14 protein-coding genes and 3 tRNA genes are annotated in these 15,393 nt (G+C 55.8%); 6 read left to right on the top strand and 11 right to left on the bottom strand.

Features of this window, described 5'->3' with window-relative positions:
- Positions 1 to 7: 7 nt before the first annotated feature.
- The 3 genes from uvrA to ACR3FC_RS00625 all read right to left on the bottom strand — a co-directional run bounded on the left by uvrA (position 8) and on the right by ACR3FC_RS00625 (position 3,242).
- Entirely contained in the window at positions 8 to 2,866 is a 2,859-nt protein-coding gene (uvrA, locus tag ACR3FC_RS00635) for an excinuclease ABC subunit UvrA (RefSeq protein WP_480472541.1), read from the bottom strand.
- A 177-nt stretch (positions 2,867 to 3,043) separates the two neighbouring features.
- Positions 3,044 to 3,120: transfer RNA gene (locus ACR3FC_RS00630), tRNA-Asp, on the bottom strand.
- A 45-nt stretch (positions 3,121 to 3,165) separates the two neighbouring features.
- Positions 3,166 to 3,242, bottom strand: a tRNA-Asp gene (locus ACR3FC_RS00625).
- A 181-nt stretch (positions 3,243 to 3,423) separates the two neighbouring features.
- Here ACR3FC_RS00625 and ACR3FC_RS00620 point away from each other — a divergent pair.
- Positions 3,424 to 3,498 (top strand) — tRNA-Val (locus ACR3FC_RS00620).
- A gap of 138 nt (positions 3,499 to 3,636) precedes the next feature.
- On the opposite strand, the gene lon is transcribed toward ACR3FC_RS00620, so the two are convergent.
- The 3 genes from lon to ACR3FC_RS00605 form a co-directional block, all read right to left on the bottom strand.
- On the bottom strand, positions 3,637 to 6,045 hold the full coding sequence (lon, locus tag ACR3FC_RS00615) for an endopeptidase La (protein ID WP_480472539.1): 2,409 nt from the start codon (positions 6,043 to 6,045) through the stop codon (positions 3,637 to 3,639).
- 279 nt (positions 6,046 to 6,324) lie between these two features.
- Positions 6,325 to 7,455, bottom strand: coding sequence for a tRNA guanosine(34) transglycosylase Tgt (tgt, locus tag ACR3FC_RS00610; protein ID WP_480472537.1), 1,131 nt, complete (start codon positions 7,453 to 7,455; stop codon positions 6,325 to 6,327).
- A gap of 63 nt (positions 7,456 to 7,518) precedes the next feature.
- Complete coding sequence (locus ACR3FC_RS00605) at positions 7,519 to 8,430, bottom strand: nucleoside hydrolase (protein ID WP_480472535.1); 912 nt, start codon at positions 8,428 to 8,430, stop codon at positions 7,519 to 7,521.
- A gap of 175 nt (positions 8,431 to 8,605) precedes the next feature.
- Between ACR3FC_RS00605 and ACR3FC_RS00600 the strand changes: the two genes are divergently transcribed.
- The 3 genes from ACR3FC_RS00600 to ACR3FC_RS00590 all read left to right on the top strand — a co-directional run bounded on the left by ACR3FC_RS00600 (position 8,606) and on the right by ACR3FC_RS00590 (position 10,231).
- The gene (locus ACR3FC_RS00600) at positions 8,606 to 9,496 is read left to right on the top strand and encodes an SPFH domain-containing protein (RefSeq protein ID WP_480472533.1); all 891 of its coding nucleotides are present in this window, start codon (positions 8,606 to 8,608) and stop codon (positions 9,494 to 9,496) included.
- Positions 9,496 to 9,774: an NfeD family protein gene (locus tag ACR3FC_RS00595; protein WP_267364499.1), complete on the top strand. Its 279-nt coding sequence runs from the start codon at positions 9,496 to 9,498 to the stop codon at positions 9,772 to 9,774. The genes ACR3FC_RS00600 and ACR3FC_RS00595 overlap by 1 nt, the downstream gene beginning before the upstream one ends.
- A 94-nt stretch (positions 9,775 to 9,868) precedes the next feature.
- Complete coding sequence (locus tag ACR3FC_RS00590; protein WP_209504059.1) at positions 9,869 to 10,231, top strand: SUF system Fe-S cluster assembly protein; 363 nt, start codon at positions 9,869 to 9,871, stop codon at positions 10,229 to 10,231.
- A gap of 230 nt (positions 10,232 to 10,461) precedes the next feature.
- Here ACR3FC_RS00590 and ACR3FC_RS00585 read toward each other — a convergent pair whose 3' ends face one another.
- Positions 10,462 to 10,878, bottom strand: coding sequence for a hypothetical protein (locus ACR3FC_RS00585; RefSeq protein ID WP_480472531.1), 417 nt, complete (start codon positions 10,876 to 10,878; stop codon positions 10,462 to 10,464).
- Between the two features lie 142 nt (positions 10,879 to 11,020).
- Between ACR3FC_RS00585 and ACR3FC_RS00580 the strand changes: the two genes are divergently transcribed.
- Both ACR3FC_RS00580 and tpiA read left to right on the top strand, forming a co-directional pair.
- Positions 11,021 to 11,386 (top strand): HesB/IscA family protein, encoded by a 366-nt coding sequence (locus ACR3FC_RS00580; protein WP_480476725.1) that lies wholly within the window; start codon positions 11,021 to 11,023, stop codon positions 11,384 to 11,386.
- 148 nt (positions 11,387 to 11,534) lie between these two features.
- Positions 11,535 to 12,284, top strand: a complete 750-nt coding sequence (gene tpiA / locus ACR3FC_RS00575) for a triose-phosphate isomerase (protein ID WP_480472529.1) — start codon at positions 11,535 to 11,537, stop codon at positions 12,282 to 12,284.
- Between the two features lie 9 nt (positions 12,285 to 12,293).
- On the opposite strand, the gene ACR3FC_RS00570 is transcribed toward tpiA, so the two are convergent.
- The 4 genes from ACR3FC_RS00570 to ACR3FC_RS00555 all read right to left on the bottom strand — a co-directional run bounded on the left by ACR3FC_RS00570 (position 12,294) and on the right by ACR3FC_RS00555 (position 15,323).
- Positions 12,294 to 12,740: a nucleoside deaminase gene (locus ACR3FC_RS00570; protein ID WP_480472527.1), complete on the bottom strand. Its 447-nt coding sequence runs from the start codon at positions 12,738 to 12,740 to the stop codon at positions 12,294 to 12,296.
- Between the two features lie 65 nt (positions 12,741 to 12,805).
- Positions 12,806 to 13,117, bottom strand: a complete 312-nt coding sequence (locus ACR3FC_RS00565) for a DMT family transporter (protein ID WP_480472525.1) — start codon at positions 13,115 to 13,117, stop codon at positions 12,806 to 12,808.
- Positions 13,118 to 13,269: 152 nt separating this feature from the next.
- A complete protein-coding gene (locus ACR3FC_RS00560) occupies positions 13,270 to 14,646 on the bottom strand; it encodes a TRAP transporter large permease (protein WP_480472523.1) in 1,377 nt (458 codons plus the stop codon).
- Positions 14,646 to 15,323 carry a TRAP transporter small permease gene (locus ACR3FC_RS00555; RefSeq protein WP_480472521.1) on the bottom strand — a complete coding sequence of 226 codons (678 nt, stop codon included), beginning with the start codon at positions 15,321 to 15,323 and terminating at the stop codon, positions 14,646 to 14,648. The genes ACR3FC_RS00560 and ACR3FC_RS00555 overlap by 1 nt, the downstream gene beginning before the upstream one ends.
- Between the last annotated feature and the right edge of the window lie 70 nt (positions 15,324 to 15,393).

Below are 15,393 nucleotides of genomic sequence, written 5' to 3'. Positions count from 1 at the left end.
TAGGCACTTATTCTGCCGCGACGCGCGCCCCTTTCAGCATCGGCTTCAGGTATCGCCCGGTGTGGCTGCGTTCAACATCGGCTATGTCTTCTGGTGTTCCGGTGGCGACTATTTCGCCACCGCCATCACCACCTTCAGGTCCAATGTCGATGATATGATCCGCAGTTTTGACCACATCCAGATTATGTTCAATCACCACCACAGTATTGCCCTGATCGACAAGTTCGTGCAGCACTTCCAACAGCTTGCGCACATCTTCGAAATGCAGACCTGTTGTCGGTTCGTCGAGAATATAGAGCGTTCGCCCGGTTGAACGCTTCGACAGTTCCTTAGACAGCTTTACCCGCTGCGCCTCGCCACCTGACAACGTTGTGGCTTGTTGACCCACCTTGATATAGCCAAGACCCACACGAGCAAGGGCGTCCATCCTGTCCCGGATTGACGGCACGGCCTTGAAGAACTCCTGCGCATCTTCCACTGTCATATCAAGCACATCCGCGATGGATTTGCCCTTGAACTTGATCTCAAGCGTCTCGCGGTTATACCGCGCGCCTTTGCAGGTTTCGCAAGTCACGTAGACATCCGGCAGAAAGTGCATCTCGATCTTGATGACACCGTCACCTTGACAAGCCTCACACCGCCCGCCTTTGACGTTAAAGCTGAAGCGACCGGGTTTGTACCCGCGTGCCTTAGCCTCAGGTAACCCGGCAAACCAATCTCGGATCGGGGTGAAGGCCCCGGTATAAGTCGCCGGGTTTGATCGCGGCGTTCGCCCAATGGGGCGCTGGTCGATGTCGATGACCTTATCGAGGTGTTCCAGCCCCTTGATGGTTTCACAGGGTGCTGGTGTCTGACGCGCCCCGTTCAGCCGCATTGACGCGGTTTTGAACAATGTCTCAATCGTGAGGGTGGATTTACCACCTCCCGACACACCTGTGACGCAAACGAATTTGCCCAAGGGGAAGTCGGCTGTGACATTCTTCAGGTTGTTGCCCGTGGCTTTGACCACCGTGACTTTCTGCTTTTTGCCTTTACGGCGCTGCACCGGAACCGCGATTTCACGCGTTCCCGCGAGGTACTGCCCAGTAATAGAGGCCGCATCTGCCGCAATTTCCGCAGGCGTTCCGTGACTGACCACCTGCCCGCCATGTACGCCTGCCCCCGGACCGATGTCGAAAACATAGTCAGCTTCGCGGATGGCTTCTTCGTCATGTTCTACAACGATCACCGTATTGCCCTGATCCCTTAGGTTCTTGAGCGTGCCTAAAAGTCGGTCATTGTCACGCTGATGCAGTCCGATCGAAGGCTCATCCAGCACATAGAGGACCCCGGTCAGCCCCGAGCCGATCTGACTGGCCAGACGAATACGCTGGCTTTCGCCACCCGACAGTGTTCCGCTTGAACGGGACAGCGTAAGGTATTCCAAACCAACGTTATTCAGGAAACCAAGTCGCTCGCGAATTTCCTTGAGGATGGCGCGGGCAATTTCGTTTTTCTGGGCGCTCAGGTGGTTGGGCGCATCTTCTATCCACGCCAAAGCCTCACGGATCGACATCTGCACCACCTGCCCCACATGCAGCCCGGCGATCTTTACCGCCAGCGCTTCGGCCCGCAGCCTGTAGCCTTCGCAGGCGCCGCAGGGGCGATTGTTTTGATATCGTTCAAATTCCTCACGAATCCACGCGCTGTCAGTTTCGCGGTACCGGCGTTCCATATTCGGGATCACGCCTTCAAAACTTCGGGTCACCTGATAGACGCGCCCACCTTCGTCGTACCGGAACTGAATTTCATCATCCCCGGACCCTCGCAGAAAGACCTCCTGCACATTTTTAGGCAGATCTTTCCAGGGCGTGTTCTTGTCAAACTCGTAATGGCGCGCGATGGCCTCGATGGTTTGCAGGAAATATGGTGATTTACCCTTGCGCCATGGGGCCAAAGCACCATCGTAGAGTTTCAGCGTCTGGTCCGGCACCACCAAGCGTTCATCGAAAAACAACTCGACCCCAAGACCGTCACAATCCGGGCAGGCACCGAACGGCGCGTTGAACGAAAACAGGCGTGGTTCGATTTCGGGAATGGTAAAACCGCTGACCGGGCAGGCAAAATTCTCGCTGAATGTGATGCGTTCCGGATCACCTTCACGCGGGGCAGTTTCCAAAATGGCAATCCCGTCCGCCAAGTCCAGAGCGGTGCGCAGGCTGTCGGCCAGGCGCGTTTCCATTCCTTCCCGCACAACCAGTCTATCAACAACCACATCGATATCGTGACGGAATTTCTTATCCAATACAGGCGGTTGATCCAGTTCGTAGAACTCTCCGTCCACCTTGACGCGTTGGAAACCCTGTTTGCGCAGCTCCAGGAATTCTTTTTTGTACTCACCCTTCCGGTCGCGCACGATGGGGGCCAGAAGATAGCCGCGTGTGCCGTCTTCCATTGCCATGATCCGGTCGACCATGTCCTGCACTTGCTGCGCCTCAATCGGTTGCCCGGTGGCTGGGCTGTAGGGCGTTCCGGCGCGGGCAAACAGCAGACGCAGATAGTCATAGATTTCGGTTACCGTGCCCACAGTTGAACGCGGGTTCTTCGACGTCGTCTTTTGTTCAATCGAAATTGCCGGAGACAGGCCGCTGATATGATCGACATCCGGTTTTTCCATCATATCCAGGAACTGCCGGGCATAGGCCGAAAGGCTTTCGACATACCGGCGCTGGCCTTCTGCATAGATGGTGTCAAACGCCAATGAGGACTTCCCCGAACCCGACAATCCAGTTATGACCACCAACTGATCCCGAGGGATATCAACGTCTATACCTTTGAGGTTATGTTCGCGCGCGCCGCGCACCTCGATATTCTTCAGCTCAGCCATATGCGGCCCCCAACAAACAAGTGGTTAAGAGATAGGCGAGCCAGACCAAGACTCCAACAGAAAAGTTAGAACATTTAGTGAACAGTCGAATTTTCGCCGATCAAAACCTGCAATGAACACAGGATTGACTAAAGGTGCCTAAAAAGGCGCAACCCTTGATCTGTTAGAGGAGGAAAATGGCGCGGTTGACGGGGCTCGAACCCGCGACCCCCGGCGTGACAGGCCGGTACTCTAACCAACTGAGCTACAACCGCGCATCTATTTTCGTGGCCTTTAACCTGGACCAAGGATGGCAGCGATGGCGCGGTTGACGGGGCTCGAACCCGCGACCCCCGGCGTGACAGGCCGGTACTCTAACCAACTGAGCTACAACCGCCCGCTGCAAGTTCATTGCTGAACGTTTGGGTGTATTATGGCTACGCTCGGGCAGCGTCAAGCGGCGTTTTCAAGTTTTTTGTCAGATTCCAGATTTTTGTATACGGCGCGATTTTTTGCGGATGCCGCGGGTTCTATTTCCCTTGCAGCCAACCTTCGGGAAAGATATCACCCCGTCCCATGGGTGATTAGCTCAGTGGTAGAGCGCTTCGTTCACATCGAAGATGTCAGCGGTTCAAATCCGTTATCACCCACCATTTTCAAAGCTCGCCGATGCCCAAAATGATACACTGGTTTCATCCAGCGTTTTGGCGCTGCATGTTACAGTTTTCACTACATCCCTCGACAAATAAAGGCGAAGCTATTGCTTCGCCTTTATTTGATTTTCCAAAGACTTAATGCGCGGTTGCGGAAGGTCCGGTATTACCGGTCGACGCGGCCGCCGCTGCTGCGGCCTCTTCCGCGGCTTCATCCCACTCGATCGGTTCAGGTTTGCGCACCAATGCGTGTTCCAGAACTTCCGAGACATGTTTGACCGGGATGATCTTCAGCCCTTCTTTGACGTTGTCCGGGATATCCGCGAGATCCTTTTCATTCTCTTCCGGGATCAGAACGGTCTTTATCCCACCACGCAGCGCGGCCAGTAGTTTTTCTTTCAATCCACCAATCGGCATCGCATTCCCGCGCAGTGAGACTTCGCCGGTCATGGCGATGTCTTTCCGAACCGGAATACCGGTCAGAACCGAGACAATCGACGTGACCATGGCCAGACCTGCCGATGGGCCATCCTTGGGTGTCGCGCCATCCGGCACGTGAACGTGAATGTCGATCTTGTCAAACTGCGGCGGCTTTACCCCGATCTGAGGTGAAATCGAACGCACATAGGACGAAGCGGCGTCAATGGATTCCTTCATCACATCGCCCAGCTTACCGGTCGTCTTCATCCGCCCTTTGCCGGGCAGTTTCAACGCTTCGATATGCAGCAGGTCGCCACCCACTGACGTCCAGGCAAGACCGGTGACAACACCAACCTGATCGTCCTGCTCGGCCAGACCGTAACGGAATTTCGGCACGCCCAGGAAATCTTGCAGGTTTTCGGGTGTAACCTTAACGGTTTCTGCATCCTTCTTGATGATCTTGGTCAGCGACTTGCGCGCGACCTTGGCGATTTCACGTTCAAGGTTCCGTACACCCGCCTCGCGGGTATAGGTGCGGATGATCTTTTGCAGCGCCTCATCGGTCAGTTCGAATTCCTTGGCTTTCAAACCATGGTTCTTGACCTGTTTGCTGATCAGGTGCTGCTTGGCGATCTCACGCTTTTCGTCCTCTGTGTAACCGGCCAACGGGATGATCTCCATCCGGTCAAGCAAAGGACCGGGCATGTTGTAGCTGTTCGACGTGGTCAGGAACATCACGTTGGACAGGTCATATTCAACCTCAAGATAATGGTCCATGAACGTGTTGTTCTGTTCCGGGTCCAGCACCTCAAGCATCGCGGATGCTGGGTCGCCCCGGAAATCTTGTCCCATCTTGTCGATTTCATCCAACAAAATCAGCGGGTTCGTGGTCTTCGCCTTTTTCAACGCCTGAATGATTTTGCCGGGCATGGAGCCGATATAGGTCCGACGATGGCCCCGGATCTCGGATTCGTCTCGAACACCACCCAGTGAGATGCGAATGAACTCACGCCCGGTAGCTTTGGCAACCGACTTACCCAGCGAGGTCTTGCCCACGCCCGGAGGGCCGACAAGGCAAAGAATCGGCCCTTTCAGCTTTTTCGAGCGCTGCTGAACCGCGAGGTATTCAACGATCCGTTCCTTGACCTTCTCAAGCCCATAATGGTCCGCGTCCAGAATCTCCTGCGCGCGGCCCAGATCCTTTTTGACACGGGATTTAGTGCCCCAAGGCAGAGCAAGAATCCAATCCAGATAGTTGCGCACAACTGTGGCTTCGGCCGACATAGGTGACATGTTCTTGAGCTTCTTAAGCTCACCCTCGGCCTTTTCCCGCGCTTCTTTCGACAGCTTGGTTTCGGCGATTTTGGCTTCCAGTTCAGCAACTTCGTTGCTGCCGTCCTCGCCATCGCCAAGTTCCCTCTGAATGGCCTTCATCTGCTCATTCAGATAATACTCACGCTGCGTCTTCTCCATCTGGGATTTGACACGGGTCTTGATCTTCTTCTCGACCTGCAGAACAGACATCTCGCCCTGCATCAGGCCATAGACCTTCTCAAGCCGCTCGCTGACGCTGAGGGTTTCCAGAAGCTCCTGCTTTTGTTCGACTTCTATGCCCAGATGCCCGGACACAAGGTCGGCCAGCTTCGCAGGCTCGGTGGTATCGCCTACTGCGGTCAGTGCCTCTTCGGGGATGTTCTTGCGCACTTTGGCGTAACGCTCGAACTCATCCGCGACAGTGCGCAACAGCGCTTCGGTCGTGGTGACGTCGCCGGGAATTTCGGTCAGGTATTCCGCGCGGGCTTCGAAAAACTCTTCGTTTTCAAGAAACTCGGTGATCTGAACGCGCGCCTGCCCTTCGACCAGCACCTTTACTGTGCCATCGGGCAGCTTCAAAAGTTGCAGCACATTGGCCAGAACGCCGGTGCGGTAGATGCCTTCTTCATCCGGATCGTCAACACCGGGATCGATCTGGCTGGACAACAGAATTTGCTTGTCATCCTGCATCACCTCTTCCAGCGCGCGGACCGATTTGTCACGGCCTACGAAAAGCGGCACGATCATATGTGGGAACACCACAATATCGCGCAGCGGCAGGACGGGGTAGGAGGAATTCAGAGGCTCTTGCATGCTCTATCCTTATCGTTGGCAAGACGGAACTTGTCCCTCATCGAGGCAACATTTGTCCGTCTCCTGTCTTGGACGATAAAGGTGGGGCCTCATCGCCCATTTTCAACCTTACCGCCATGTATCACCAATCAGAATGAACCGAGGTTTGGCGGACTGCAAGGCGTGCCGGGAACATATCCACCAAAATAGTAGAATACGCCCCGGTCTTGCGCGATCAGTCGCCAGAAAACAGCCCGGCTGTGCAGAATTGCCCGTTTTCGCCTTGGAGGGGGCAAAACATCACAGCGGTTCGATATCCCCCTGCGCGCGCTGCGCGTGGAAATCGGCTTGCCAGACTTCGAACGCACCCGCGGCAATCGCGTCGCGCATGCCGGCCATGATCTCCTGAAAATAATGCAGGTTATGCCATGTCAGCAACATGCCGGAAATCATCTCATTCGCACGGAACACGTGGTGCAGGTAAGCGCGGGAATAATTAGAACAGGCTGGGCAAGTGCACTGCTCGTCCAGCGGCCGCGGATCGTCTACGTGACGGGCATTCTTGATGTTCACCACGCCGTAGCGGGTGAAAACCTGCCCTGTACGCCCGGACCGCGAGGGCAACACACAGTCCATCATGTCGATCCCGCGGGCAACAGCACCGACGATATCGTCGGGCTTGCCGACGCCCATCAGATAGCGCGGCTTGTCCGATGGCAGGAAATCGGGGGCATAGTCGAGGCAAGAGAACATGGCCTCCTGCCCTTCGCCGACGGCCAGGCCACCAACCGCATAGCCTTCGAAACCAATAGATTTCAAAGCCTTGGCGCTTTCTTCTCGCAGGTCTTTTTCCAGCCCACCTTGCATGATGCCAAACAGCGCATGCCCCGGACGATCGCCAAACGCATCGCGCGACCGTTCCGCCCAACGCATCGACAGGCGCATCGACTCGGCAATGCGGTCACGATCCGCTGGCAGCGCAGGGCATTCATCGAAACACATGACAATGTCCGAGCCCAACAGGCGCTGGATCTCCATCGACCGTTCCGGCGTCAATTCGTGCTTTGACCCGTCAATATGGGATTTGAAGGTCACGCCCTTTTCAGTCAGCTTGCGCAATCCGGCCAGCGACATGACCTGAAATCCGCCGGAATCTGTCAGAATGGGCCGATCCCAGTTCATGAACTTGTGCAGTCCACCCAGTCGATCAATACGCTCAGCGGTCGGACGCAGCATCAGGTGATAGGTGTTCCCCAGCAGGATGTCTGCCCCCGTCGCGCGAACGCTTTCCGGCATCATCGCCTTGACCGTTGCCGCAGTGCCAACCGGCATAAAGGCAGGCGTTCTCACGTCGCCGCGTGGTGTGCTGATCACACCGGTCCGGGCTTTGCCGTCTGTGGCTTTCAGATCAAAAGAAAACTGTTGGGTCATGTCATCGCCTCGGGTCGCCGAACCGGGCAGGCTTTGCCCGATCCGGTCGGTCTTTGCAACCCGTCAGGGTAGCGAGGCAACACGGTCTGTAAACAGTTGAACAACCCCTGCCCCATCCACGTCGCGGCAGACCCGAACTGCGGGACGTTCCGGATCAGGTCGCGTCGCACCCTTCTGGTCGCCTTCGGTGACAACCCGCAGACCCGTTTCGACCATGTCAAACATAGCACCATGAGAACAAGCAATCACAGCCGTCGAATCGTGCAGGCCGCAGCCCTCCAGACCACCGACGTCCTTGTAGAACTTCAGGTAAAAGCGAGAGATATCTCGCAGAAAGGACCCCATGTCAGGTGATCGCATTGCCAGGCTTTCGAAATCTGCAGTCTCGTAGAGCGTTTTCAGCGTGACATCCAAGCCGACCAGTACGGTTTCCGGCGGTGTGGCAAAGACCTCTTCAGCGGCAATCGCATCATGATAGATGTTGGCCTCGGCATGTACTGTAATATTACCAGGGCAGTACACCGCCCCGCCCATAATCACCAAACGCCCCAGATTGTCGGCGAATTCCGGATCCAGACGAATGGCGTTGGCGATGTTGGTCAGGGGGCCCACGGCGCACACCACCAGCTCTTTCTTGTGGGTTCGCGCCATATCAACCAGAAATTCAGCAGCCGGCAGGGCGTGGTTGCTTCCAATTTCGGGAATGTCAGTCAGGTCACCGAATCCTTCGGGACCATGCACATGTTCGGAGGGCGAATGCGTATCGGCACCCAAGGCAACCGCAGCCCCTTCCGCGACAGGCAGATCCAGACCCAGCTTATCAAGCAGGAACCGGGCATTGCGGCTGGATTGGTGAACATGCGTGTTTCCGAACACGGTGGTCAGGCCGATCAGCTCGATCTCGGGCGCTGCGGCGGCATAGGCGATTGCCATGGCATCATCGATGCCAGGATCTGTATCGATTATCAGTTTCATCCAAGCCCGATACCGCAAACAATTAGGGATGCAAAGCGGTCACAGCACTATTTTTCGATACAGCGTTTTACTATTGGAGCATTTGCATGGGGCTGCTTTCCACTCATACCAGAGTTGAAATCGGGCGACTCAATCGCCACATGTATACTATAGTACACAAAAACAAGAGGACAGTATGACCGAAGACCAAATCATCGGATTGCTTTCGTCAAACATCATTTACCTGCTGGCTGCGGTGCTGGTAATTGTTATCATTTTCAAAGGCATCAAGATTGTGCCTCAGTCCGAAAAATACGTAGTTGAACGGTTTGGGCGCCTGCATTCCGTGCTTGGCCCCGGCATCAACTTTATTGTTCCGCTACTGGACATTGCGCGTCACAAGATCTCGATCCTGGAACGCCAGCTGCCAAACGCGACGCAGGACGCAATCACCAAGGACAACGTTCTGGTGCAGATCGATACATCGGTCTTCTACCGTATTCTCGAACCTGAAAAGACGGTCTACCGAATTCGCGACGTAGATGGCGCGATTGCCACCACTGTCGCCGGGATCGTTCGCGCCGAGATTGGTAAGATGGATCTGGATGAGGTTCAGTCGAACCGGTCCCAACTGATCACGCGTATTCAGGAAAGCGTTGAAACAGCTGTCGATGACTGGGGTATCGAAGTCACCCGCGCCGAGATTCTGGACGTAAATCTGGATCAGGCCACCCGTGACGCCATGCTGCAACAGCTGAACGCCGAACGAGCCCGCCGCGCACAGGTGACAGAAGCCGAGGGCAAGAAACGCGCAGTCGAGCTGCATGCCGACGCCGAGCTTTATGCGGCGGAACAAACCGCCAAGGCGCGGCGCATTCAGGCCGAAGCCGAAGCTTATGCCACTGGTGTGGTCGCCAAGGCCATTCAGGATAACGGCATTGAAGCGGCCCAGTATCAGGTTGCCTTGAAACAGGTTGAAGCCCTGAACGCGCTTGGAAACGGTACTGGCAAGCAAACCATTGTTGTGCCTGCCAACGCACTGGAAGCCTTTGGTGACGCGTTCAAAATGTTAAAAGGAGGAAAGTGATGGCTGACCCCTTCTGGTTGACCTGGTGGATCTGGCTGGCCGCCGCATTGGCGCTGGGTATCCTTGAGATTTTCCTGCCCGGTTTCATCTTTCTGGGCTTTGCAATCGGAGCCGCAGTCACGGGGCTTATCCTTGCCGTACCCGGAATGGCTCTGTCTTTGAATGTATTGGCGCTGATCTTTGCAGTGATGTCACTGATTGCATGGCTTGTTTTGCGGAAACTGTTTGCGTTGCCGAACGGTCAGGTCAAAACTTTCAACCACGACATCAACGACTAAATTGCCGCGGCGCCCCAATCGGCGCCGCCGCCCTACTGGACGCTGTTGCGGCTATTCCCTATATAATCACTCAGGCAACTGACCCGAGGCAAAGATGACCCACCCGAGCGAACAGTTTGAAGGCACGCCGCTGATTGCGCCGTCAACCATTGAGCACCCCCTGTACGAGCCCGTGGTCGAGGCGTGCCGCACGGTCTATGACCCGGAAATCCCCGTGAATATCTATGACCTCGGCCTGATCTACACGATCGACATTTCCACGGACAACGCGGTGAAGGTGATCATGACGCTGACAGCCCCCGGATGCCCGGTTGCCGGCGACATGCCCGGATGGATCATGGAAGCGATCGAGCCTGTTGCAGGCGTCAAAGAGGTCGACGTGGAACTGACCTGGGAACCGCCCTGGGGTATGGAAATGATGTCAGACGAAGCGCGTCTGGAACTAGGATTTATGTAGGCACCTGCCACAGTTTCCCGGGTATTTGTCACAAAACATTGGCGTTTTTGTTACCTGCTCGTGCTGTCCCTGTCACAATGATGCGGGAAAAGACCTGCGGACGGCACCAATCGGTATCGTACTTCGGGCCAGACATGATTTGACCGCCCCCCGAGTTCCGGCCCAGAAACACGGACCGTTCTTGCCCGAGAACGGTCCTTTTCTTATCCAGATCACCAAACGACGGGTGATCAGTTCAAGTTGCAGGTCTTTTTGATTTCCGCAGATCTGGCATCCAGTTGATTGATGTAGTCCCCCGATAGCATTTGCAGCCTTTTGTGTTCCGTTCCTGTGACCAGCCCCAAAAGTGCCCCGGCAGGAGTAATGGCGGCAACACTTTCCAACTGTTGGTCCTGCGCGTGCTTTTTCTCAGTCGCGATGGCGCGCAAATCGCCCTCGGCGGTCGCGCAGTTTACCGGATGCCTCTCTCCATCATTGGCGGCCACCGCATCATCCGGAACAAACAAAAGAACTGCAATGGTAAGTACCGCTCCCAACAAGACTGGATTAAAAATTGCCTTTAATCTCTTCACAATATTATCCTTTCCGATGTTTCCATAATGCGAACCGTTTTGGAGATTGACCAGCTTAAACCTATTCAGCTCCACGGTTTAACGGTCGGGTGTTTTCAGCGAACCCATACTGTATGCCGGGTTGTTTCATCCTGATAAAACTCTTTATAACACACCGTCTTGAGCCTTGGCCCCCTGAGCCCTAGATTAAATGCAACGCGCGACAACGGAGACTTACATGTTCGGCATTCCCGGCAAACAGGCTGTGACCATGACGCCCAAAGCCGCAGAGCAAATTACCCGCCTGATGAACTCGGGTGGCCACGTCGGCTTGCGCATTGGCGTAAAGAAAGGCGGCTGTGCGGGCATGGAATATACCATGGAATATGTCGATCAGGCCGATCCACACGACGAAGTCGTTGAACAGGATGGTGCACGCGTCATGATCGCACCAATGGCGCAGATGTTTCTGTTCGGGACTGAAATCGATTACGAGGTGTCGTTGCTGGAATCAGGTTTCAAGTTCAGGAACCCGAATGTCGTCGACGCTTGCGGTTGCGGTGAATCCATCAAATTCGATGAGAGCATCGTGCAGAAATCCTAGTTTGCGCCGGGTAATCCTGTGACTCGGGCCCGACCGAACGCCGTGCGTCGATCAAAGCGCGCGAACCCACCCGATCAGTGGAATTGTAAGATCGTGCCGACAATGCTATCCGCATCTTAAATCATCGAATGATCAGGGAGATACGGGTATGCGGCGCAAGCTTGCGGCAGGAAACTGGAAAATGAACGGAACCGGTGCTGCGCTGAGCGAGCTTGAAGCACTGTGCAAGTCCCACCCAGACGCTTCTGTCGATATCCTGATCTGCCCTCCGGCAACATTGCTCAGCCGCGCGGCAGACACCGTACGCGGGTCAGCAGTTACTGTTGGCGGGCAGGATTGCCACGCGGCAAGCGCAGGCGCGTATACAGGCGATATCAGCGCTGAGATGCTGCTGGACGCGGGCGCGACATCAGTCATCCTGGGTCATTCCGAACGGCGCGTGGACCATGAAGAGCATGACGAGGATATACGCGCCAAGGCCCGTGCAGCGATGGACGCGGGGTTAAAAGCGATCATTTGCGTTGGCGAAAGCCTGGAACAGCGCGAGGCGGCCAATACGCTCGACATAATCGGCGGTCAGATGTCGGGGTCGATCCCGGATCAGGCAACCGGCGAGAACCTGATTATTGCCTATGAACCGATCTGGGCCATAGGCACTGGCAAGGTTCCAACGCTTGATGAGATCGGAGAGGTTCACGACTTCATCCGCGCCCGGCTAGAGCGTCGCTTTGGCGAAGGAGTGGGTCGCTCTGTCCGTCTTCTGTATGGCGGGTCGGTCAAACCCTCCAACGCGGCGGAGATCTTTGCGGTTTCAAATGTCGATGGTGCGCTTGTGGGCGGCGCCAGCCTGAAGGCCGGGGATTTCACGGGCATTATTCAGGCGCTGGAGAGCGTCTAGGTTTCGCCTTTACTCGGCAATATCTTCCGCCCAAAGCTCTGGCTTTTCTTCGATAAACCGCCGCATCAGTGCGATGCAGTCGGGATCGTTGGCTATCACCACCTCGACGCCGCGGTCGCGCAGGAAGTCTTCGTTGCCACCAAAGTTCTGGGTATCGCCGATCACCACGCGCGGGATACCAAACTGAACGATAGTGCCGGAACACATCATGCAAGGTGACAAAGACGTGTAAAGAACCGTATCCCGATAGGTTTTCTGACGTCCGGCTTTGCGCAAAGCATCCATTTCCCCATGTGCGATCGGATCGCCGCCCTGCACACGTTGATTGCGCCCTTGTGAAACAATATCGCCACCCCGCGCCAGAACTGACCCGATTGGGCATCCACCTTCATCAAACCCGGCTTTGGCCTCGTAATAAGCCACGCGCAGCAGGCGCTTGTCGGTCTCGGTCAGCATTCCGGTCTCCATTTCCCGTGTTTTCCGAACCCTGCCCAAGCAAAATGGCTTGGTCAATAAAACGCTCACGCTAGCTTCATCAGGATAAGACCTGACACGATCAGAAGAGCCGCCAGAATCCGCGCAGGGCTAAGGGCTTCGCCCAGAAACAGGATACCTACACAGAACGCCCCCACAGCCCCGATACCGGTCCAGATGGTATAAGCCGTGCCCAACGGCAGGTCGCGCATCGCCAGCGCCAACAGGCCGAAAGAGCCGATCATCGAAAGACCCATCAAGGCAGTAGGCCACAATCGGGTGAAACCAGCCGATTGCTTCATGGCTACAGCCCAGACGATTTCCAACAGGCCAGCAAAAAGAAGAAAGATCCAGGGCATATTACGACCTCGTATTCGTTCGGGTCGTCCCGAAAGATGTCCCATTGTGGGGAGGTCGTCCTCTGAACCCTAGTTAAGCTCCTGATGCCGGGGTTCAAGATACGAAAAGCCGGGCGGTCGGAACCGCCCGGCTGCGTACATTGTCAAACCACTTAATTGGTTATGATTTCCGGCCCCATGAAGGTGTTGGGCAGGAAGGTCGATATCCACGGAATATACGTCACCATAATCAGGAAGACGAAGAGAACGGCAAGGAACGGCAGCGCCGCCCTCACAACGCTCATCATCGGCATTCCCGCAACGCCCGAAGTTACGAACAGGTTCAGACCGACCGGAGGCGTGATCATTCCGATTTCCATATTCACCACCATGATAATGCCCAGATGGATCGGATCGATGCCCAACTCGATGGCAATCGGGAACACCAGCGGTGCAACGATCACCAGCAGGCCCGACGGCTCCATAAACTGACCACCGATCAGCAGGATCACGTTCACAACGATCAGGAACGCCACCGGCCCTAACCCTGCGGTCAGCATCGCCTCGGCGATGTGCTGCGGCACCTGTTCGTCCGTTAGAACATGTTTGAGGATCAGCGCGTTGGCGATCACGAACAACAGCGTCACCGTCAGCTTTCCTGCCTCGAACAGAGTATGCTTGGTGTCGGGGTGAAAGAACGCCGTGACCAAAGCGTAGGGCTTTTTCAGCAGTGGCAGGTTCTGTGCCTCCCCTTCCGTACTCAGCGGACCCATGTCCTTGTAGACGAAACTGGCGATGAAGAAGGCATAGACGGCAGCAACCGCGGCAGCCTCGGTCGGGGTAAAGATACCCCCATAAATGCCACCCAGAATGATAACGATCAGGAACAGGCCCCAACCGGCCTCGCGGGCCGAGGTAAAGACCTCACCCCACCCCTTCCATTCACCCTTGGGCAGGTTCTTGACCTTTGCCATGACATAGATGGTGATCATCAGCATGAAGCCAGCCATCAGACCGGGAATAACGCCAGCCAGGAACATGCGCCCAACTGAAACTTCGACGGCGGCGGCATACACAACCATCACGATGGACGGTGGGATCAGGATGCCCAGCGTACCCGCGTTACAGATCACACCGGCGGCAAACTCTTTGGAATACCCAACCTGGCGCATACCTGCGATGACGATCGAACCGATAGCTACAACCGTGGCCGGGGACGATCCTGAAAGCGCGGCAAACAGCATACAAGCAAACACACCCGCAATCGCCAGACCGCCGGGCAGATGCCCCACGCAAGCAATCGAGAATCGGATGATCCGACGCGCTACGCCGCCTGTCGTCATGAAGGACGAGGCGAGAATAAAGAACGGGATCGCCAAAAGGGTGAAATGCCCCTCGAACGCCTCGAACAGCGTGCCTGCGACAGAAGCCAGCGAACTGTCGGAATAGATCAGCAGGAACAGGGTCGAGCTGAGGCCAAGTGCAACCGCAATCGGAACCCCGATCAGCAGCAGGCCGATGACCATCGAGAAAAGAAGGATAACGTCCATCAGTCATGCACCCCTTGTTGTGCGCGGACTTCCTCAATCTCGTCCTCGACTTCGTGGCTGGCGACAAGGCGATCGGTCTCACCACGCCAGATTTGAACGGCGACCTGCGTAAACCGGATCACCAGCAGCAGCATGGATACAGGCAGAACCAGGTAAGGTACGACCTTGGGCAGTTTTTCATACCCCTCGCCATAGTTGATCAGGTCTTCCAGAAAGCGCAGCGGCGCAACCATGGGGATGTCGTCCACCTCGTAGAAACTCTGGCTGCGTGCGCCGAAATCAAACCCAGTCGGGAACCAGCGGCCCGATGTTGGCGGTAGATCTGCAAAGACGGCCCAATAATCATATGCCCCCTTGAGCATCAGCAGCGAAAACACCAGGCAGCATCCGACCGAGACTAACGCCAATAGACGCCTCGGTGCTGGCGCTAGCATGTTTAGGATTGCATCCACGCCCAGATGAGCATGTTTCTTGACCGCGTAAGACGCGCCCAGCAGCACCAGCCAGCCAAACGTGAACACTGTCAACTCAAGCGCCCATAGGATATTGGAATTAAAGACAAACCGCGCGATCACGTTGGCAAATGTAACGACCGTCATAAGGCCCAAAAGCAACGCGATCAGGGTTTCTTCGATATGGTCGATCAGCCCGCCCTGGCCGGAGTTCGCACCAGACATCTTTCCGTCCCCGCATTTTATTGAAGAGAGAGTTGAGAATGGGGCGGGCCATTTCAGCCCGCCCGGCCTG

It is taken from the genome of Ruegeria sp. AF3, from assembly GCF_056536285.1.
The sequence above is the reverse complement of the archived record's forward strand: the minus strand, read 5'-3'. Positions and strand labels throughout refer to the sequence as shown.